The following is a 19,327-nucleotide window of genomic DNA, read 5'->3' as shown; positions in this document are numbered from 1 at the left end:
GCCGGGTTTTGCGTGGCACCAAGTTGGTGCAAACGCATGAATGGAGGCTCCTCGACCTCAGTCCACCGGCAGGCCGGCGAGGCGCTTGGCGACCCGTACCGCCTCCACCATGCTGGAGGCATCGGCGATGCCCCGACCGGCAATATCGAACGCCGTTCCGTGGTCCGGACTGGTGCGCACCAGGGGCAGTCCCAGGGTCACGTTGACCCCTTCCTCTACACCAAGATATTTGACAGGGATCAAACCCTGGTCGTGGTACATCGCCAACACCACGTCGAATTCCCCAGCACGCTGCGGGGTGTTACGGGCCCGCATGAAGACGGTATCAGGGGAAATCGGCCCCCAGACCAGCATTCCCTCGGTCTGCGCCTGGGCCACGGCGGGTGCAATCACCTCAATTTCCTCGCGCCCGAACAGACCGCCCTCCCCCGCATGCGGGTTCAGTCCGGCCACGGCGATGCGCGGTGCGCGCCCCAGGCTGCGGCTCAGCGCCGCATGGGTGATGCGCAGGGTCTGCAGGATATGGGGCTGGGTCACCGCATCCAGCGCCTGGCGCAAGGACACATGGATGCTCACCAGCACGGTGCGCAGCTGGTCGTTGGCCAGCATCATGCGCACCGGCATCTGGGCGATGGGCACGCCGGCGTGGCGCGCCGCTTCGGCCTGCAGCAGCTCGGTGTGGCCCGGAAAGTCCACGCCCGCCAGCGCCAGCGCTTCCTTGTGCAAAGGCGCGGTCACCAGTGCAGCCACCTCGCCCGCCAGGGCCGCCCGTGCCGCCCACTGCACGCTGCGTGCGGCGGCTTCGCCGGCCGCCCGGCTGACCAGCCCCCAGGGCGCGGCGGCAGGCATATCGGGCAATTGCAGCACCGGAATACAGCGCGGCGGCACATCCCAGGCCTGGGCTGGAGCGCCAATGGCGGCAACCGGCAAGTAGGTTTCACCCCCACGCAGCACCGCCTGGGCACCGCGACGGACGGTATCCACATCCCCGGCCACAAAGCAGCCGCGCAACAGCGGGCCATGCTCGCGGAAGGCCTTGGCAATGATTTCCGGGCCGATACCGGCCGAATCGCCCTGGGTGATGGCCACGGGCAGTGGCGTGTGGGATGCTGACATCGTGTATGGATCCAAATAGGCCGAACGTGCAGACCAGGTCGGCATGCTCAACTCCTGTTTTTACATCAACCAGTCCGACCACGGCGGCGGCCGGGGTGGGCGCTGCGGGCTCCACGCACCCAGCGGTGCACGGTACTTCACCCGCAGTCCAGCACCCTCCAGCCCCGTGCCAGGTCACGCCGGGTTGTCGATGTCGATAAAGCGGTGCTCCAGCCCCAGCTGCTGCGCCACATGGGCAGCCACCGCCGGAGCGCCATAGCGCTCGGTGGCGTGGTGGCCTGCCGCAATGAAGGTGGTGCCGGTCTCGCGTGCCAGGTGCGCCTGGGGCTCGGAGATTTCGCCGGTGATGAAGGCATCCGCGCCTGCGGCAATCGCCCCCTCGAAAAAGCCCTGCGCTCCGCCCGTGCACCAGGCCACGCGGCGGATGGGAGCGGCCTCCGCCCCACTGACGCAGGTCACCGCACGGCCCAGCGTCTGCTGCACCTGGGCGGCCAGCGCTGCCGCGTTGGCAAAGCTGCCGTCACCCACCATGCCCAGATTCTGGTCGCCAAAGGTGGCGTCGTGCTGCAGACCCAGTCGCAGGCCCAGCTGGGCGTTGTTGCCCAGCGTGGGGTGCGCGTCCAAGGGCAGGTGGTAGGCCAGCAGATTGATGTCGTGGGCCAGCAGCAGGCGGATCCGCTCCTTCATCCAGCCGGTGATGCGCCCATCCATGCCACGCCAGAACAGACCGTGGTGCACGAAGATGGCATCGGCTCCGTCGGCAATGGCGGCTTCGATCAGCGCGCGGCTGGCCGTCACGCCGCTGACGATGCGGCGGATCTCGGCCTTGCCCTCCACCTGCAGGCCGTTGGGCCCGTAGTCCTTGAAGCGTTCGGGTTGCAGCAGGCCGTCAAACTGGGCCAGAAGGTCGTGTCGCAGGATCATGGGCCCGATTGTGCCCATGCCGCCGCGCCTGCCCGCACCCCGCCCCTCAATTCACAGGCACTTCACAGGCACATCGCAGGCACAAAAAAGGGCAGCCGCAGCTGCCCTGACCTTGGAGAGGAAAAACGGACTCAGGCCTTGGCCACCTTGGGCTGCCAGCCATAGCAGGCCAGTTTCCAGAAGCCGAGGGCCGCACCCAGCACGCCCATGGCGGCCACGTAGTGGGCGGGGGCCATGATGTCGGCCTGTTGCCAGACGGACACCAGCATCGGGGTCAGGCCGCCGAACACGGCGTATGCCATGTTGTAGGCAAAGGACAGGCCGGTGAAGCGCACCGCGACCGGGAAGGCACGCACGCCCACCACCGGCAGCAGCGAAATGGAGCCCACGAAGAAGCCCACCAGCGCATAGCGCAGCACCAGTGTGTCCTGGCCGGGCAGGTTCAGGTAGAACAGGTAGGTCGTCACGGTCATGCCGCCCCAGCCCAGCACCATGGTCCAGCGGGTACCGATCTTGTCGCTCAGCCAGCCCCAGAACACACAGCCGATGGTCAGCGTGACCGTGGCCACCGCGTTGGCCTTCATGGCATCGGCCGGCAGGATGTGGAACACCTTCTGCAGATAGGCCGGCGTGAACAGAATCACCACCACGATGGCCGTGGACAGCACCCAGGTCATCAGGGCCACCAGCCAGCAGGCTTCACGGTGGTCACGCAGGATGGTCTTGATGGGCAGCTCGGCATCGGCTGCCTTGCGCTTTTGCATGTCCTGGAACAACGGGGTTTCCTGCAGGAACTTGCGCAGGTAGACCGACACCAGACCAAACACACCGCCCAGGATGAACGGCAGGCGCCAGGCCCAGTCGTGGATTTCTTCCTGGCTGTAGGTGCTGTTGAGCCACACCGCAAAGATGGAGCCCAGGAAAATGCCGCCGGTGATGCCGGAGGTCAGCGTGCCAATGGCCAGGCCATAGTTCTTGGCGGGCGAATGCTCGGCCACGAACACCCAGGCGCCGGGCATTTCACCGCCGATGGCAGCGCCTTGCAGCACGCGCATCAGCAGCAGCAGCAGCGGTGCGGCAATGCCGATGGAGGCGTAGGTCGGCAGCAGGCCGATGACCAGCGTGGGCACGGCCATCAGGAAGATGGACAGCGTGAACATCTTCTTGCGGCCGATCTTGTCGCCATAGTGGGCAATGATGATGCCGCCCAGGGGACGGGCCAGGTAACCGGCCGCAAAAATGCCCAGCGTCTGCAGCTGGCGCATCCAGTCCGGCAGCTCGGCCGGGAAGAACAGCGTGCCGATGACGTTCGCGAAGAACACGAACACGACAAAGTCGTAGAACTCCAGCGTGCCACCCAGGGCGGACAGGCTCAGTGTCTTGTAGTCCTCTCGGTTCAGAGGACGGTGGTGCGCACCGCCCGCCACTTGGTGGGCGCGTGCATTGGCAGTCTTACTCATAGGAGCGTCTTTCCAGAAATCTATTCGGCCAGACAGCGCGGTGGGTGCCACGGCAGGGGTGAACATGCGGTGGCGGACCGTTCTGCAAGACTTCTGGATGGGGAGGCTTGAACCATCTCCCCGCCTCGCGGGTGTGCGGGACGGAGAGTGAACGCGGCGTGGCGCAGTCGAGCAAATATTCTAGGGTTAACACTATGTAACTGACGCCCTGCCGACATTAACCCCGCACCTCCACGGACGGCGAAGTCAGCCATTCCGAGCCGCGATGGCGCACAATCGCTGCGGCCTGGCGCAAATCGACGTACGCTCAGGTTTCTGGGCGGCATCGGCGTCCTCCTCCATCCTCTGAACACCTCTGTATGAAGCGTTACTGGCTTTTGTTCTCGCAAGCGGTCACCGTGCTGCTGGCGGCCTATTTCATTGTGGCCACGCTGCAACCCAGCTGGCTGCGCAGCGGCGCCACCGTGAGCCGCGCCGGCATCTCCCTGCTCGAAGCCCCGTCCGAGCCGCGCCCCGAACCCGTGCCCGGCAGCCTGAGCGCCGCAGCCAAGCAGGCCATGCCGGCAGTGGTCAGCATCAACACCAGCAAATCCATCCCCAACCCGCGCGCCAACGATCCCTGGTTCCAGTTCTTCTTCGGCGACCAGGCCGGCACGCAGGAGCAGGCGGGCCTGGGCAGCGGCGTGATCATCAGCCCCGATGGCTACATCCTGACCAACAACCACGTGGTGTCCGGTGCGGACGAGATCGAAGTCACGCTCTCCGACAGCCGCCGCGCCAAGGCCCGCATCATCGGCACCGACCCGGATACCGACCTGGCCGTGCTGAAAGTGGAACTGGACAAGCTGCCCGTCATCGTGCTGGGCAATTCCGACCAGGCTGCCGTGGGCGACACCGTGCTGGCCATCGGCAACCCCTTCGGCGTGGGCCAGACCGTGACCAGCGGCATCGTCAGTGCACTGGGCCGCAACCAGTTGGGCATCAACACCTTCGAGAACTTCATCCAGACCGATGCTGCCATCAACCCCGGCAACTCCGGCGGGGCGCTGGTGGACATCAACGGCAACCTGCTGGGCATCAACACGGCCATCTATTCGCGCTCCGGCGGCAGCCTGGGCATCGGCTTTGCCATCCCCGTCTCGACCGCCAAGCTGGTGCTGGACGGCATCGTCAAGGACGGCAAGGTCACGCGCGGCTGGATTGGCGTGGAGCCCAACGAGCTGTCGCCCGAACTGGCCGAGACCTTCGGGGTGAAGGCCGGACAGGGCATCATCATCACCGGCGTGCTGCACAACGGCCCGGCTGCCCAGGGCGGTATGCGCCCCGGCGATGTGATCACCGAAGTGGCCGGCAAGCAGGTGCGCAATGTGGCCGAGCTGATGACCAATGTCGCCGCGCTGCCGCCCGGCACGGCGGCACCTTTCATCGTCCAGCGCGCCGACGGCAGCACCACCTTGCAGATCACTCCGGGCGTGCGCCCCAGCCCGCCGCAACAGGTGAACCGGCGTTGAGGTGCCCGCTGGCAGCCTGCCAGCAGCCCCATCGCACACCATCCGCCCGGCCTTGGCCGGGCTTTTTTGTGCCGGTACCGCACCAGCGCGCCCCAGAGCACCTCCGCTGCAGCACGCAGTCGGTGCACACACCCTCCATGGCCGCCACCCTGCTCTGCAGGCGGCAACGCCCACTCCGGTCCTCTCCACCCCGTGGCCTCGCCTTCAGCGGGTCCACATGAAGGCGACTATGGTGCGGCCCGGCCCTGTGCACACACCGGACACAAAAAAGCCCGGGCAGATCGGTCTGCACCGGGCTTGGGGAGGGCTGGGGAGGCTTGGCACGCGGATGCGGCCTGCCGCACCGGAGATCAGCTGTGGCTGTCCACCGAGGTCTTGCCCTCTTCCTCGGACTCGGAAAGGGGCGCAGCCTTCTTGAACCAGCGCGCGCCGATGATGCCCACCTCGTACAGGACGCACATCGGGATGGCCAGCGCCAGTTGCGAAATCACGTCCGGTGGCGTGACCACGGCGGCAATCACGAAGGACAGCACGATGAAGTAGCCGCGGAAGCTCTTGAGCTTGTCGATGTCCACTACGCCAAAGCGCACCAGCAGCATCACCACGATGGGCACCTGGAAAGCCAGACCGAACGCCAGGTACAGCGACAGGATGGCTTCGACGTAGGAAGCAATGTCCGGTGTGGCCGCCACGCTCTCGGGCGTGAAACCCTGGATAAAGGCGAACATCTTGTCCAGCACGAAGAACTGCACAAAAGCGATGCCCACATAAGCCAGGAAGCTGCCGAAGATGATCAGCGGCAGTGCAAACTTCTTTTCATGGCTGTACAGACCCGGGGCAACAAAGGCCCACAGCTGGTACATGATCCAGGGCAGCACGGCCAGCACGGCCACCATCATCAGCACCTTCAGCGGCACAAAGAACGGCGAGAACACGCCCACCGCGATCAGCTTTGCGTCGGGCGGCATGTGCATCTTGATGGGGTGGGCGATGAAATCAATCAGCCCGTTGGGGCCGGGCCAGATGGCCAGGACCGCGACCGCCAGGGCAATGCCGTAAATGCAGTACAGCAGCCGGTCGCGCAGCTCCATCAGGTGCTGCACAAAGGGCTGCTCAGTGCCGGCCATTTCGTCTTCGCGGGAAGGTTTTTCGGACATGGTGGGGGAAATGTACCGGACATCGCCTGCCATGCAGGCCGGATGCCCTGAAACGAAAACGGGCCGGTCACCACCTAGGGGGTTGCCGGCCCTGCAGGCAATGCCTGCGCTGTGTCAGTGAAAGCGCTTCGGCCGGAACCGCGCCACACGCGCCGCCCCCGACTGCACCTTGGTACGCACGCCGGAGCGGGCCTTGTACCACTGGGGCACGGCCCCCCGCTTGAGGCGGAAGTTCTTGCCCGGGTGCTTGTACACCGGAGTGACGGTGCTGTAGCTGTCGTAGGCGGTGCCCGGGCTGTCGCTGCCGCTGTCACCGTCGAAGTCGGTGGCCTCGCGCCAGTCCTTTTCCAGGCTGGAGGAGGTTTCGTGCACCGACTTTTCCACGTCGCGTGCGGCGGTTTCCACCGTCTCCTTCATCTTGCGCAGCTCATCGAGCTCCATGGAGCGGTTGACCTCGGCCTTGACGTCCGACACATAACGCTGTGCCTTGCCCAGCAGCGTGCCCACGGTGCGGGCCACGCGCGGCAGTTTCTCGGGGCCGATGACCACCAGGGCCACCGCGCCGATCAACGCCATTTTCGACAGGCCGATATCAATCATGTGCGCACACCTTCACGCCGCTCAGCTCTTTTGCTTGGCTTCGACGTCGATGGTGGCCTTGTCGGCCGTGGTGGTGGCCGTGACCTGGCCTGCAGGGGCATCGGTCTTGCTGGCGTCCGCCGCCGGACCGACACCACCCTCCTTCATGCCATCCTTGAAGCCCTTGACGGCACCGCCCAGGTCGTTGCCAATGTTCTTGAGCTTCTTGGTGCCGAACACCAGAACCACGATGAGCAGCACGATCAGCCAGTGCCAAAGGGATAACGAGCCCATGAATATTCTCCTAACGAATGCGTTTCATTGTAGACGGCCCGCCATGCCTCATTGCTCGACCAAGCCTTAGGGCTATCGCGGCATAAGGGGTATGGCTGTGGCCAGAAATAAGGGTCAGATCAAACGGGCCTCAGCCCTTTTTCCAGGGGCGGGGGCCGCCGATCACATGCACATGCAGGTGGTGCACTTCCTGCCCCCCTTCGGCGCCCGTGTTGATCACCACGCGGAAGCCGCCTTCCGGATAGGGGTTGCAGCCCTGTTCCTGGGCCAGCCGGGGTACCAGGGCCATGATCTTGCCCATCAGCGGTGCGTCTTCGGCGGTCAGATGGGCCATGGAGACAATGTGCTTCTTGGGCACGAGCAAGAAGTGCACCGGGGCCCAGGGCTGGATGTCGTGGAAGGCGAAGACGTCTTCATCCTCGTACACCTTGCGCGAGGGAATCTGCCCCGCAATGATCTTGCAGAAGATGCAATTCGGATCGTGGTCGTGGTGGGTAGCGGTCATAGCTCAGGCAAGGCGCCCGGCCGGCTGGCTCGGGCAAGGGTTCACAAACTCAGGGATTGTCGACGATCTGCAGCGTCTGGCGCACACCCACATCGTCGCGGTGGGCGGTGATCCAGCGTTCGCCCTCGGCACGGCCCAGCGCAAACAGCTTGCGCAAGAAGCTGCCGTCGGCGCGCGTCTTGCTGGCCGCACCGAATTCCGCCAGCGCCGCGCCGCCATCGATGCGGTGCAGCAGCACGCTCTTATAGCGGCTGGCGTCCAGCCGGCCTTCGGCCAGCAGGCGGCGCACGAAATCAATCGCGCGCAGCTCCCCCAGCAGGCCGGCGTTGAACGTGACTTCGTTCATGCGTTCCATGATTTCGGCGGCGGTATTGGGCAGCTCGGCATGTTCGATGGGGTTGATCTGCACCAGCAGCATGTCGCTGCACTGGGTGTCGTAGATGAGCGGGTACAGCGCCGGGTTGCCGGAATAGCCGCCGTCCCAGTAATGCTCGCCGTCAATTTCCACGGCACGGAACATCTGCGGCAGGCAGGCCGATGCCATCACCGCATCGGCCGTGATTTCCGCCCCTTTGAAGATCTTGCCCCGGCCGGTGCGCACATTGGTGGCGCAGACAAAAGCCTGGGGCACGCCTTTCAGGCCGGCAGCGCGCTGCAGCGCCGCAAAATCCACCACCCGCTCCAGCTGGCTGCGCAGCGGGTTGAAGTCCAGCGGGTTGGTCTGGTAGGGCGACAGCCACTGGGTCATCATGCCCATCAGCGCCTGGTGGGCCGCCGGCACGCCCCACATCAGGCTGCCCATGGTGCCTACCCCGTCCCACAAGGCCTTCAGGCTCTCGCGTGCACGGGCGCAGCCCTCGGTATGGCGGAGTTCGGCGTCGTCCTGGAATTCCAGTGCCGCACTGGCAAACCCGTTGACCAGGGCCGCCGCATTCATGGCACCAGCGCTGGTGCCGCTGACACCGGGAAAACCAAAACCGCCGTCTTCCAGCAGGGCATCCAGCACGCCCCAGGTGAAAGCTCCATGGGAGCCGCCGCCCTGCAAGGCCAGGTTCAGACAGGTGGGAGCGCTGGCTTGGCGTGCGGCCATGGGCGGTACAGCAGTGCTGAAAAAGAAAGGATCAGGCAGGCAAGGGGGCTTGCCGGCTCATGGCCAGCATGCCGCGCACGATGCGGTAGAGGAACCACAGCGAGATCAGCGCCCAGGCAATCCAGCCGGGGATCAGGAACAGCAGCCACAGCGGAGCGGTGAGCACATACAGCACCCCGCTCCAGATCACGCTGCGGATGCGCCATTCAAAATGCGATTCATGCCAGGTGCCTTTGGCGGCCGAGCGTTTGACCAGGTCGATGACCAACGCCACGATCAGCAGCGCCACCGAGGCCTGTGTGCCCGGCAGCACGGCGGTGACCGCCACGATCAGGTGCAGCACGTAACTGACCCAGCCCCAGGCCTTCAGCCCATCCAGGGTGGCCTGGTCCACGGCGTGGACGTCGACGATGTCGTTGTTCACTCGGCAGCTCCTTCCTGCGCGGCCCTTTCCTTGGCTTTGCGCAATGCTTTTTCTTCCAGACCGCTGGTGCCTTCACGGCGTTCCAGCTCGGCCACCACGTCGGCAGGGGTCAACCCATAGTGCGACAGCGCAATCATGGAGTGGAACCACAAATCCGCAACCTCGTAGAGGATTTTGCCTTTGTCGCCGCCATGGTCCACATCCTTGGCGGCCATCACCACTTCGGTGGCCTCTTCGCCAATCTTCTTCAGAAAAGCATCCGGGCCCTTGTGCAGCAGGCGGGCGACATAGCTTTTCTCGGGGTCGCCGCCGTTGGCGACCTTGCGGCTTTCGATCACGGCGGCCAGACGGGCCAGGCCGCCTTCCACCGATGCGCTGGGAGAGGATTCAGACATGGTGCACTTCACTTGTAGATGGATTCGGGGTCTTTCAAGACCGGATCGCTGGCAACCCAGGCCCCGTCCTTGTAAATGCTGAAAAAACAGCTGTGGCGGCCGGTGTGGCACGCGATTCCGGGTTCATGCCCCAGCTGGGTGACCTGCAGCAGCACCACATCGTTGTCGCAGTCGATGCGCATCTCGTGCACGGTCTGCACATGGCCGGATTCTTCGCCCTTGAACCACAGCTTGCCGCGCGAGCGGCTGAAGTAGACCGCACGGCCCAGTTCGGCCGTCTTTTGCAGTGCTTCGCGGTTCATCCAGGCGAACATGAGCACATCGCCCGAGCCTTTTTCCTGGGCGATCACAGGCACCAGGCCTTGGTCGTCCCACTTCACTTCGTCAAGCCAGTTCATTGGCAATTCCCTGATGGCATGGCGGCCGGTGCGCCCTGGCTGCCATTTTGGATACAAAACCCGAGGGCTGCACGGCACAAGCACCCGCAGCCCCGCATGTTGAAGATCTTTTACAGACGCACCGGAATGCCGCGTTCGCGCATGCGCTCCTTGGCCTGCTGCACCGTGTACTCACCGTAGTGGAAGATGCTGGCGGCCAGCACCGCATCGGCACCACCCTGCTGCACGCCGTCGGCCAGGTGGTCCAGATTGCCCACCCCGCCCGAGGCGATGACCGGCACGCCCACAGCGTCGGCCACGGCACGGGTCAGTTGCAGATCGAAGCCGCTCTTGGTGCCGTCCTTGTCCATGCTGGTCAGCAAAATCTCGCCGGCACCCCGCTGCGCCATTTCCGCCGCCCAGCGCACCACGTCCAGGCCCACGTTCTTGCGGCCACCGTGGCTGTACACATCCCAGCCGGGGCCCATGGCTGTGCCGCCGGGGCCGATGCGCTGCTCGTCCTCGGGCGTACGGCGCTTGGCATCGATCGCCACGACGATGCACTGCGCGCCATATTTGTCGCTGCAGGCATTGATGGTGGAGGGGTTCGCGATGGCGGCGGAGTTGAAGCTGGTCTTGTCTGCGCCGGCGTTGAGCAGGCGGCGCACATCGTCCACTGTGCGCACGCCGCCACCCACGGTCAAAGGAATGAACACCTGGGAGGCCACGGCCTCGATGATGGGCAGGATCAGATCGCGCCCGTCGCTGGTGGCGGTGATGTCCAGAAACGTCAGCTCGTCCGCGCCCTGGGCGTTGTAGCGCGCCGCGATTTCCACCGGATCGCCGGCATCCCGCAACTCCTGAAAATTAACGCCTTTGACGACACGACCACCGGTCACGTCCAGGCAGGGGATGATGCGTTTGGCGAGCATAGGAACTGAAAAGCGTATGGCGAGTTGGAAAAGGGCCACAAGATACCACGCGTACCGCCGCCCATCGGCCTGGTCATGCTTTCCCGCGCGCAGGCATGGCGACGTTGCCCGCGAGAGCAACTACCCCTCTGCCGCAGCCGGCGCTCAGTGCGCCACCAGAGCGCTTTCTTCCAGCAAGCTGCGTGCCACGCCGTTCTGCCAACGCCAGGCATCGGCACACATGCGGTCAACATCCAGTTCGGCCTTCCAGCCCAGCAACCGCTCGGCCAGGCCGGGGTCGGCCCAGCACTGCGCCACATCGCCCGGACGGCGCGCCACCACCGCATAGGGCACGGGGCGGCCGCTGGCTTTTTCAAAGCTGCGCACCATCTCCAGCACCGACACCGGACGGCCGGTGCCCAGGTTCACGGTCAGCAGCCCCATGTTCTGGCGCAGATAGCGCAAGGCCGCCACATGGCCTGCCGCCAGGTCCATCACATGGATGTAGTCGCGCGTCCCCGTGCCATCGGGCGTGGGGTAGTCGTTGCCGAACACGCTCAGGCAGGGGCGCTGACCGGCCGCCACCTGGGCCACATAAGGCATCAGGTTGTTGGGAACATCCTGCGGATCTTCGCCAATCAGGCCGCTTTCATGCGCCCCGACGGGGTTGAAGTAACGCAGTCGCGCAATGCGCCACTGCCCGGGTTCGGAGGCGGACGTATCGGCCAGCACCTGTTCCATCATCAGCTTGGTCTGGCCGTAGGGATTGGTGGCGGACAGCGGGAAATCCTCCCGGATGGGCAGCGAAGCGGGGTCGCCATACACCGTGGCCGACGAGGAGAACACCATGCTGCGGACATTCGCCGCGCGCATGGCCTGCAGCAGGGTCACGGTGCCGGCAATGTTGTTGTCGTAATAGCGCAGGGCCTCGCGCACCGACTCTCCAACCGACTTGAGCGCCGCGAAGTGGATCACCTCGGTGATCGGGTACTGCGCAAAGATCCGCCGCAGCAATCCGGCATCGCGGATATCGCCTTCGATGCATGGCGGAACCTTGCCAGTGATGCGCCCCATGCGTTCCAGTACCGACCGTCGGCTGTTGCCGAAATGATCCAGGATCAGAAATGGCTCACCGCAGGCTGCGAGCGCTACGCAGGTGTGTGAGCCAATGAATCCAGCGCCACCAGTAATGAGAATCACAGCTATCCCCCCTACTCAGATGTACGTACGTCGCCCAACGATTGCACTTTTCAAGTTGCACAGCTTCAATCAACCATAACGGAAGACAAGGCCGATTGCGCGCATGTAACAGCCTTGTCCGACGCACAGCGATCGACAGGCAATCAGAGTGAGAAATCAATAGCGAAAACCTATAAACCTGGGGAGGTGGCTTACGTGTTGAACTTGGTTCGATCCTGCGTGATGGCACTGAGCATGAGCCTGGCAGCAGCCGCTTTTCCCGCTCCTCCTGGCCCTCCCAAGGCAGCGCCGTCCGTGGCGCTGCACTACGGTGCACAGGCCCCGTTGGAGGACCTGAAGGTATTCGACATCGTGGTGGTGGATGCCGACCACGGCTACAGCCCGTCCACCTACCGCAGCCCGGACAGCCAGCTCTACGCCTACGCAGCCCTGACCGAAGTCCATCCCACCCGCAGCTACTTCCAGCGCATTCCCGCGCAGTGGCGCCTGGGCCGCAACGCCGACTGGGATTCGGTGCTGGTGGACCAGAGCCAGCCGGAATGGCCCCGCTTCTTTGCCGAACAGGTGATCGCCCCGTTGTGGGAACGGGGCTTTCGGGGTTTCTTTCTGGACACCCTGGACTCCTACCGTCTGGCGGCCCGCTTCGATGAACAGCAGCAGCAAGACGGCGTGGTCGCCGTGCTGGAAGAACTCCACCGCCGCTTTCCCGGCATCCAGCTGATCCTGAACCGCGGCTTTGACGTGCTGCCCCGTGTCAAGGACAAGGTCCAGATGGTGGCGGCGGAATCGCTGTTCCAGGGCTGGAATGCCCAAAGCAAGCAGTACACCCCGGTCAGTGCCCAGGACCGCGAATGGCTGCTGAAGCAACTGCAGACCACGCGGGATCAACTGGGCATCCCCGTGCTGGTGATCGACTACGTGCCCCCCCAGGACCGCGCCAAGACGCGGGAGACCGCCCGCCAGATCAAGGCCCTGGGCTTCACCCCCTGGGTCACGGACCAGCAACTGAACACCATCGGCATCGGCAGTGTGGAGTTTGTGCCGCGCCGCATTGCCGTCCTCTACAGCAGCGACGAGTACCCGGCCCCGAACTATTCCGATGTGCACCGCTTCCTGGACATGCCCACCAACTATCTGGGCTACATCTCGGAGTACTTCGATGTCCGCCAGCCGCTGCCGCCCAATCTGTATGGAGACCGTTATGCAGGGGTCGTGACCTGGCTGGGCGGCGATGTGGCCAGCGCGTCCCAGCCCGCCCTGCAGCGCTGGCTGTACCAGGTCGTGCAGCAGCAAATCCCCTGGGCCGCCTTCGGACAGTTCGGCTTCGACCTCACGCCCACCTGGAGCCGGCTGCTGGGTCTGCAGACCAAGGAGGCGTCGACCGGCTTGCTGCAGATCTCGCAGCAAGATGCCATGGTCGGCTTTGAAATCCGCGACTTCCCGGCCGACCGCACCCCCCAGGACGTGCTGCTTGCGCCCTCCGCCCCCAATGCGCGCGCGCTGCTGACGCTCAAGGACAGCAAGGGGCAAAGCTACACGGCCGGAGCCATCACGGCATGGGGTGGGTTCATGCACACCCCCTATGTCATACAGGATGTGCCCGGCACGGAGGATTCACGCTGGGCCCTGGATCCCTTTTCCTTTTTGCAGCAGGCGCTGCGCCTGACACCCCTGCCGGTGCCCGATGTCACCACCGAAAACGGCCGCCGCCTGCTTTTCGCCCACATCGATGGCGACGCATTTCCCTCCAAGGCGGAAATGCCGGGCAACCGCTTTGCGGCCGACTGGCTGCTGACCGACATCCTGCAGAAGTACCGCATCCCGCACACCGTTTCCGTCATCGAAGCGGAAGTGTCGCCACAGGGTATCTACCCCCAGTTCAGCGCACAGCTGGAGGGCATCGCCAAACGCATCTTCGCGCTGCCCCACGTGGAAATTGCCAGCCACACCTACTCGCACCCCTATCTCTGGGACCCCTCGGTGCGCCACGGCTTGTTCGAGCACAACCATGAAGCCGCGATCAATCTGGGGATTCCCGGCTACGAGATCGACCTGCAGCGCGAAATCGTAGGCTCGGTGCAGTACATCCGCGACCGCCTGGCCGGGGGCAAGCCCGTCAACATCCTGCTGTGGTCAGGCGATACCTCCCCAGGCGCCGATGCGCTGGAGATCGTGGCCAAGAACGGTCTGCTGAACATGAACGGCGGGGACACCTTTATCACCCGCAGCCGCGCATCGCTGACGGCTGTCCGCAGTCACGGCATCTTCAAGAAAGGCAATCTGCAGGTCTACGCCCCCATCACCAACGAGAACCTCTACACCAACCTCTGGCGGGGCCCGTTCTACGGCTTCGAGCGGGTCATCGAAACCTTCTCCATGACGGAAACGCCGCGCCGGCTCAAGGCCGTGGACATCTACTACCACACCTATTCCGCCAGCAAGCCAGCCAGTCTGACCGCGCTGCACCAGGTGTACGGCTGGGCCATGAAGCAGCCCCTGCACCCGGTGTTCGCTTCGGAGTACATCCGCAAGGTGCACGATTTCTATGCAGTGGCACTGGCGCGTGATGGGGAGGGCTGGCGCATCCGTGGCCGCGGCGATCTGCGCACCGTGCGCATTCCCCAGTCCTGGGGTGCCGTGGATCTGGCGCACAGCGAAGGCATTGCCGGCAGCAAGGCCGCCGACGCCAACACCTATGTGCACCTGACCGGCAGTTCCGCCCTGCTGCGCACCGCGGCGGATGCGCCGTCCGCCCCCATCGCCCTCTCGGAAGCCAATGCGCGCCTCACCGAGTGGAATGCACAAGCCGATCAGGTGCAGTTCCGCCTTGAGGGCCACGCACCGCTGGATTTCAGCCTGGTGCTGCCGCGTACATGCCAGGTGCGCATCAATGACCGCGTCGCCACTCCGTCGTCCGTCACCCCCATGGCCGGCACTTCCGTTCAACGCTTCCGACTGTCACATGCAGCAGCACTCATCCAAGCGCAATGCGCCCGCCGTTGAGCGACCCAAGGTCGCGCCCATCTGGCTGATCCTGCTGCTGGCAGGGTTGGTGGGCAGCGCCTTGTGGGTGCTCTATCCCCGCGATGACCTGGAGCAGCGGCTGCAGGCCACCCACGGGAACGTCGAACTGACGGAGTCCTATCTGCGCAATCTGCTGCGCAGCGAACCGGACAATGCGCAATTGCAAGCCTTGCTGCAGCGCATCGAAAAAGAGAAAAGCCAGCAGCAATTGGCGGTCCAAACCACGCCACCCACAGCGCTGCAGCAGGCGCAGCAGGATGCGTGGAAAGACTGGGAAGCCAGCTACCTCCAGTTCCAGCAGACAGCGGCCAAGACACCGCAACGCGAAGCGCAGCGCCTGGACGCCGTGCGCAAACAACAGCTGCTGCCGCTCGGTGCGCTGGACGAAGCCCAACTGCTCTACACCGGGCAGGCTGCCCTGGCCATGCAGGACGCCGATCTGGCCCGGCGCAGCTTTGACATCCTGCTCCAGCGTGCATCCGCCAGCGATGCACCACAGGTGCTGGAAATTGCCGCCAAGGCCGCACTCGGCAACGGCCTGTATGACGTGGCATCCCGCTGGTATCTGGAGGCCAGCCAAGCCGGCACCAACACCGAGGCGCAGAAAAAGCTCTATCTGCAAGGCGCTGTGGCCGTCCTGCAATCGGGCAACCACACGGCACAGGCATTGGCGCTGGCAGAGAAAGAGCTGGCGGCGTACACCGCAGATCCCGCCGTGCTGCGCCAGCTGATCGATATTGCACGTGCCGCAGGCCGCCCGGAGGTGGCCCAGCGCTACGCCAAGATGCTGCTGCAGCTCACCCTGCTGGAACAGCTCTACCCGGCAGAACGGTCGGCACAGTGGGCATCCGGCACGCCGGCACGGCCGCTGCCGCAGCAGGTTTTCTGGGATGACGAAGGGCCGGCGCGCCACCCGGCGTTTCGGGCCACAGCAGACCGGCCGGCGCCCAAACTGGCATTCGACGACAAAACCTATGAGCTGGGCTACACCGTCTTCCTGGAGAACCGCAACCTGGAAGATGCCTTGCGCGTGGCCAAAGCCGCGGTGCAGCAGGCACCCAGCAACATCACATGGCGCCGCCGCCTGGCGCAGGTCGCGGAGTGGAGCAACCGCCCGCAGGAAGCCCTGACGCAGTGGCACATCATTGCCAAGCAAACCAATGAGGATGCCGCCTGGCAGCAGGTGCTGCGCCTGGCGCCAGGTCTGCTGGAGTACCAGGCCCTGGCCGATGGGCTGCAATACCAGCTGCGCCGCGCACCGGGCGACAAGCGCCTGATTGCGGAAATGGTCAGCAACTACGAGCGCATTGGCCAGCCGGAGCAAGCCATCGCCCTGCTCCAGCGCCTGCCACAGCGCACGCCCGAGCAAAGCGAAGCGCTGGCCAGCATGTACGAGCACACCGGCGAAGATGAAAAAGCCCTGCGCCAGTGGGAAAGCCTGTTTCAGCAACCCCAGACCATCACGCATGCGCGGGCCATGAAAGCCGCGGTGCTGGCCTTGCGGCTGGGCCAAGGCGCCAAGGGGCTAGCGTGGTTGCGCGGTGCATCGGGCCCGTTGCCATCAGACCCCGAGGCTGCGGCAGACTTTCTGCGCCTGTACGCCGAACTGGCCAGCCGCCAGAACGCCACCGGCGAGGCGACAACGGCCTACCAGAGCCTGCTGCGCAACCCGACGTCTACCCCCGAAGACTACGACGCCCTCATTGACCTGCTGCGCCAGCAAGGCCAGATGCGTGAAGCTGCGGCGCTGTCGCGCACGGCCTGGGACAAGCACCATGCGCCGCGCCACTTCGTGCAGGCCCTGATGCTGTACGGACAGCAGCAGGATTGGGCGGCCGCCACGCCCCTGGTGAACTCGCTGTCCTCCGGTCTGGAGCCGGCCACGGTGCAGCAGCTGCGCAGCGACCCGCTGTATTTCAGCCTGTTGGGCCACTACTACCAGGGCATGCAACGGCCTGAGCAAGCGCGCGCCATCTACCAGGCCGGTCTGAAAGCCTTCCCCGATTCGGTCGACCTGCGCCAGTCGCTGCTGTGGCTGGCGATCGACAGCAACGACACGGATACGCTGAAACAGCTGCTAGCCACGCATGAAGCGCAATGGAAGCACGATCCGTCGATGCACGATGCCCTGGCGTCGGCCTACCAGGCCCTGTCGCTGCCGCAGGTGGCCATTACGCAGTACCTCCAGCCCCATGTCCAGGAACGTGCCAATGACTTCCTGTGGCTGATGGGCTATGCCGATGCCCTGGAGCAGAACCAGCAGGCGGACCAGGCCTGGCGCCTGCGCCGCCAGCTTCTGGAAAAAGAATGGGCATCCCGCCCACGTCCTGGCACGTCCCAGCGTGCCGAGCTGGTGCAATGGCTGCAGGCCACGGGGGACGATGCCGTGCGGCGCATGGCGCGCAATCGGCTCATCATGACCCAGCGCCCCGGGGATACCGGAACGGCAGCCATGCGCGAAATCCTGCGCCTGGACCGCCAAGGAAAAACCCAGTTGTCCGAGGCGGCGACGGAAACCCTCATCAGTTGGTACCAGGAAGCTGGCGAGTACCAGGCGGTGCGTGCCCACCTGTGGGAGCGCTACAGCCGGCAGCGCTCGGCCAACCTGCCTTTGTGGGCCGAGATCACCACGGCGCTGGCCAACGACGACCGTGCCCTGGCAGGCCAATTGCTGGAGCGGCATGAAGACGCACTCCCACGCTATGACCGTATCAATGCCGCCGTGCTGGTGGGCGATACGCGCCGCGCCCAGAGCGATGCCTTCGAAGCCCAGACCTTCCAGCCCGATGACGACCAGCTGAACCAGCAACTGGTGGATACCTTGCTGTCCTTCAGCGACCACGCCGGCATCCAGCACGCCAGCCGGCGCCTCAACGAACTGTCCGAAGAGCAGACCACGGCGCGCCTGCACTGGGCCCTCAACCCACGCTGGTCCGTGGACCTGGATGCCAGCCGCACACAGCGCAGCATCCGGGACCGCTCCCAGCTGGCTGCTGTGGACGACGAACGCGGCATCGATGCCTACCTGCGCTGGAAGAACGGCAACAGCTCGGCCAGCTTCCGTGCCGGCCGCAGAGAGAGTCTGGACACCTACAACCCACTGCAGCTGCAGTGGGAGCAGCGCATCGACAACCGCCTGCGCCTGCGCCTGGAGGCGGGCCGCCAGCTGCCGACCGAAGAAACCACGGCCATGCGACTGGGCGGCATGAAAGACCGCCTAGGTGTGGGGCTGACCTACCAGCCCACACGCCTGGACACCGTCAGCCTGGAGCATTTCCGCGACCGCTACCACCTGCAAACGGGCGCCGACATCGGCCGCGGCCACACCACCACACTGCAGTACATGCATGCATTGCGCGGGGGAACGCCCAGTGTGGATGTCGGAGCCTTCTGGTCCAACTTCAATTTCAGCGAACGCAATCTGCAGAGCCTGTCAGGCCGCCAGCTGAACATCCTGCGCTATCTGCCGGACTCCCCTGCATCCATTCCAGCCAACTACCTGCTGCCGCAAAGCTTCCAGTACTACGGCGTGGTGATCTCGACCAATCAACGCTTCATGGAAGAGTACACCCGGGCCGTCCGGCCCTTCGCCAGCCTGGCATTGACACGCCACAGCCGCGAAGGCTCCGGTTATGGCCTGAGTGTGGGTCTGGCCGGCAGCGTACTGGGCCAGGACCATCTCAGCGTCGGCTTCAATTTTTCCAAGTCCAGTCCTTTGACAACCGGCCATACGCGTGAGCTGCAGGTCAGCTACCGCCGGCATTTCTGACACCACGCCATCACACGAGGGGAACTTCCATGACCGCACGCCCACATCGCTCACTTGCAGCCACCACCCTGGCAGGTATTGCACTGGCCAGTGCCCTGGCCGGCTGCTCCACCACCGACCGAGGCTCCACGCCGGCGCTGCAACGCCAGGCAAGCTGGGCCGTGCTGCCATTTGAGAACCACACCGAGACGCCCATGGCAGGACAGCGTGCAGAAGCCATTGCGGCCGCCCTGCTGCATGCCCGGGGCGTGGGAGAGGTCAAACGCTATGCCGGCCCCGCCCAGCAGGACCCGCTGTTTGGCGTGCCCGGCGGTGCCGGCGGCGACAGCGGCCTGGGCTGGGCACGGGATCAAGGCGTGGCCTATGCGCTGACCGGTGCCGTCGACGAGTGGCGCTACAAGGTCGGGGTCGATGGCGAGCCTGCCGCGGGCGTGACCCTGCGCATCATCGATGTCAAAACCGGCGCCACCTTGTGGACCGGCGCCGGCGGGAAAAGTGGCTGGAGCCGCGAAGCGCTGTCTGCGGTAGGCCAGAAGCTCATCCGCGGCCTGCTGGATTCCGGTCTGGGCAACGTACGTTAACCCTCCTCAC

Annotated in this window: 17 protein-coding genes; 4 read left to right on the top strand and 13 right to left on the bottom strand. The window is 64.9% G+C overall.

Annotated elements, in window-relative coordinates; genetic code table 11:
* Positions 1-57: 57 nt before the first annotated feature.
* The 3 genes from pdxA to QM470_RS13980 all read right to left on the bottom strand — a co-directional run bounded on the left by pdxA (position 58) and on the right by QM470_RS13980 (position 3,500).
* Positions 58-1,116: a 4-hydroxythreonine-4-phosphate dehydrogenase PdxA gene (gene pdxA, locus QM470_RS13990; protein ID WP_283339696.1), complete on the bottom strand. Its 1,059-nt coding sequence runs from the start codon at positions 1,114-1,116 to the stop codon at positions 58-60.
* Between the two features lie 174 nt (positions 1,117-1,290).
* Positions 1,291-2,040: a Nif3-like dinuclear metal center hexameric protein gene (locus tag QM470_RS13985; protein WP_283339695.1), complete on the bottom strand. Its 750-nt coding sequence runs from the start codon at positions 2,038-2,040 to the stop codon at positions 1,291-1,293.
* Between the two features lie 131 nt (positions 2,041-2,171).
* Positions 2,172-3,500 carry an MFS transporter gene (locus QM470_RS13980; RefSeq protein ID WP_283339694.1) on the bottom strand — a complete coding sequence of 443 codons (1,329 nt, stop codon included), beginning with the start codon at positions 3,498-3,500 and terminating at the stop codon, positions 2,172-2,174.
* A gap of 359 nt (positions 3,501-3,859) precedes the next feature.
* Between QM470_RS13980 and QM470_RS13975 the strand changes: the two genes are divergently transcribed.
* Positions 3,860-5,011 carry a trypsin-like peptidase domain-containing protein gene (locus QM470_RS13975; protein ID WP_283339693.1) on the top strand — a complete coding sequence of 384 codons (1,152 nt, stop codon included), beginning with the start codon at positions 3,860-3,862 and terminating at the stop codon, positions 5,009-5,011.
* A 350-nt stretch (positions 5,012-5,361) separates the two neighbouring features.
* Here the strand turns inward: QM470_RS13975 and tatC are convergent, their stop codons facing one another.
* The 10 genes from tatC to galE all read right to left on the bottom strand — a co-directional run bounded on the left by tatC (position 5,362) and on the right by galE (position 11,943).
* Complete coding sequence (gene tatC, locus QM470_RS13970; RefSeq protein ID WP_283339692.1) at positions 5,362-6,168, bottom strand: twin-arginine translocase subunit TatC; 807 nt, start codon at positions 6,166-6,168, stop codon at positions 5,362-5,364.
* A gap of 114 nt (positions 6,169-6,282) precedes the next feature.
* Positions 6,283-6,768 carry a Sec-independent protein translocase protein TatB gene (gene tatB / locus QM470_RS13965; RefSeq protein WP_066540470.1) on the bottom strand — a complete coding sequence of 162 codons (486 nt, stop codon included), beginning with the start codon at positions 6,766-6,768 and terminating at the stop codon, positions 6,283-6,285.
* Between the two features lie 21 nt (positions 6,769-6,789).
* Positions 6,790-7,041, bottom strand: coding sequence for a Sec-independent protein translocase subunit TatA (tatA, locus tag QM470_RS13960; protein WP_280012340.1), 252 nt, complete (start codon positions 7,039-7,041; stop codon positions 6,790-6,792).
* A 130-nt stretch (positions 7,042-7,171) separates the two neighbouring features.
* Positions 7,172-7,546 (bottom strand): histidine triad nucleotide-binding protein, encoded by a 375-nt coding sequence (locus QM470_RS13955; protein ID WP_280012339.1) that lies wholly within the window; start codon positions 7,544-7,546, stop codon positions 7,172-7,174.
* 49 nt (positions 7,547-7,595) lie between these two features.
* Positions 7,596-8,636 (bottom strand): patatin-like phospholipase family protein, encoded by a 1,041-nt coding sequence (locus QM470_RS13950; protein WP_283339690.1) that lies wholly within the window; start codon positions 8,634-8,636, stop codon positions 7,596-7,598.
* A 31-nt stretch (positions 8,637-8,667) separates the two neighbouring features.
* Complete coding sequence (locus tag QM470_RS13945) at positions 8,668-9,060, bottom strand: DUF4870 family protein (RefSeq protein ID WP_283339689.1); 393 nt, start codon at positions 9,058-9,060, stop codon at positions 8,668-8,670.
* Positions 9,057-9,455: a phosphoribosyl-ATP diphosphatase gene (locus tag QM470_RS13940; protein ID WP_066540855.1), complete on the bottom strand. Its 399-nt coding sequence runs from the start codon at positions 9,453-9,455 to the stop codon at positions 9,057-9,059. Before QM470_RS13940 ends, QM470_RS13945 begins: the two co-directional genes overlap by 4 nt.
* An 8-nt stretch (positions 9,456-9,463) precedes the next feature.
* Entirely contained in the window at positions 9,464-9,853 is a 390-nt protein-coding gene (gene hisI / locus QM470_RS13935) for a phosphoribosyl-AMP cyclohydrolase (protein WP_280012336.1), read from the bottom strand.
* A 110-nt stretch (positions 9,854-9,963) separates the two neighbouring features.
* Positions 9,964-10,764, bottom strand: coding sequence for an imidazole glycerol phosphate synthase subunit HisF (gene hisF / locus QM470_RS13930; protein WP_283339688.1), 801 nt, complete (start codon positions 10,762-10,764; stop codon positions 9,964-9,966).
* A gap of 144 nt (positions 10,765-10,908) precedes the next feature.
* Complete coding sequence (galE, locus tag QM470_RS13925; RefSeq protein ID WP_280012333.1) at positions 10,909-11,943, bottom strand: UDP-glucose 4-epimerase GalE; 1,035 nt, start codon at positions 11,941-11,943, stop codon at positions 10,909-10,911.
* A gap of 222 nt (positions 11,944-12,165) precedes the next feature.
* Here galE and QM470_RS13920 point away from each other — a divergent pair, with 222 nt between their 5' ends.
* Genes QM470_RS13920 through QM470_RS13910 form a run of 3 tightly spaced genes read left to right on the top strand, consistent with a single transcriptional unit; the run spans position 12,166 to position 19,317 of the window.
* The gene (locus tag QM470_RS13920) at positions 12,166-14,946 is read left to right on the top strand and encodes a bifunctional glycoside hydrolase/polysaccharide deacetylase family protein (protein ID WP_283339687.1); all 2,781 of its coding nucleotides are present in this window, start codon (positions 12,166-12,168) and stop codon (positions 14,944-14,946) included.
* Positions 14,906-18,736 (top strand): tetratricopeptide repeat protein, encoded by a 3,831-nt coding sequence (locus QM470_RS13915; protein ID WP_283339686.1) that lies wholly within the window; start codon positions 14,906-14,908, stop codon positions 18,734-18,736. Before QM470_RS13920 ends, QM470_RS13915 begins: the two co-directional genes overlap by 41 nt.
* Before the next feature lie 29 nt (positions 18,737-18,765).
* Positions 18,766-19,317 (top strand): penicillin-binding protein activator LpoB, encoded by a 552-nt coding sequence (locus QM470_RS13910; protein WP_283339685.1) that lies wholly within the window; start codon positions 18,766-18,768, stop codon positions 19,315-19,317.
* The last annotated feature ends 10 nt before the right edge of the window (positions 19,318-19,327 follow it).

The organism is Comamonas sp. 17RB, assembly GCF_030056555.1.
GTDB classification, from domain to species: Bacteria; Pseudomonadota; Gammaproteobacteria; order Burkholderiales; family Burkholderiaceae_C; genus Comamonas; species Comamonas terrigena.
Note: the sequence above shows the minus strand (reverse complement) of the source record. Positions and strands in the feature narration are given on the sequence as shown.

Bases quoted from the DNA above. Each gene is read 5' to 3' on its own strand.
- QM470_RS13950 (WP_283339690.1), bottom strand. From the start codon at position 8,636: ATGGCCGCACGCCAAGCCAGCGCTCCCACCTGTCTGAACCTGGCCTTG.
- tatB (WP_066540470.1), bottom strand. From the start codon at position 6,768: ATGATTGATATCGGCCTGTCGAAAATGGCGTTGATCGGCGCGGTGGCC.
- QM470_RS13920 (WP_283339687.1), top strand. From the start codon at position 12,166: ATGGCACTGAGCATGAGCCTGGCAGCAGCCGCTTTTCCCGCTCCTCCT.
- hisI (WP_280012336.1), bottom strand. From the start codon at position 9,853: ATGAACTGGCTTGACGAAGTGAAGTGGGACGACCAAGGCCTGGTGCCT.
- tatC (WP_283339692.1), bottom strand. From the start codon at position 6,168: ATGTCCGAAAAACCTTCCCGCGAAGACGAAATGGCCGGCACTGAGCAG.
- QM470_RS13940 (WP_066540855.1), bottom strand. From the start codon at position 9,455: ATGTCTGAATCCTCTCCCAGCGCATCGGTGGAAGGCGGCCTGGCCCGT.
- tatA (WP_280012340.1), bottom strand. From the start codon at position 7,041: ATGGGCTCGTTATCCCTTTGGCACTGGCTGATCGTGCTGCTCATCGTG.
- pdxA (WP_283339696.1), bottom strand. From the start codon at position 1,116: ATGTCAGCATCCCACACGCCACTGCCCGTGGCCATCACCCAGGGCGAT.
- QM470_RS13955 (WP_280012339.1), bottom strand. From the start codon at position 7,546: ATGACCGCTACCCACCACGACCACGATCCGAATTGCATCTTCTGCAAG.
- QM470_RS13910 (WP_283339685.1), top strand. From the start codon at position 18,766: ATGACCGCACGCCCACATCGCTCACTTGCAGCCACCACCCTGGCAGGT.
- QM470_RS13980 (WP_283339694.1), bottom strand. From the start codon at position 3,500: ATGAGTAAGACTGCCAATGCACGCGCCCACCAAGTGGCGGGCGGTGCG.
- QM470_RS13915 (WP_283339686.1), top strand. From the start codon at position 14,906: ATGCAGCAGCACTCATCCAAGCGCAATGCGCCCGCCGTTGAGCGACCC.
- QM470_RS13975 (WP_283339693.1), top strand. From the start codon at position 3,860: ATGAAGCGTTACTGGCTTTTGTTCTCGCAAGCGGTCACCGTGCTGCTG.
- QM470_RS13985 (WP_283339695.1), bottom strand. From the start codon at position 2,040: ATGATCCTGCGACACGACCTTCTGGCCCAGTTTGACGGCCTGCTGCAA.
- hisF (WP_283339688.1), bottom strand. From the start codon at position 10,764: ATGCTCGCCAAACGCATCATCCCCTGCCTGGACGTGACCGGTGGTCGT.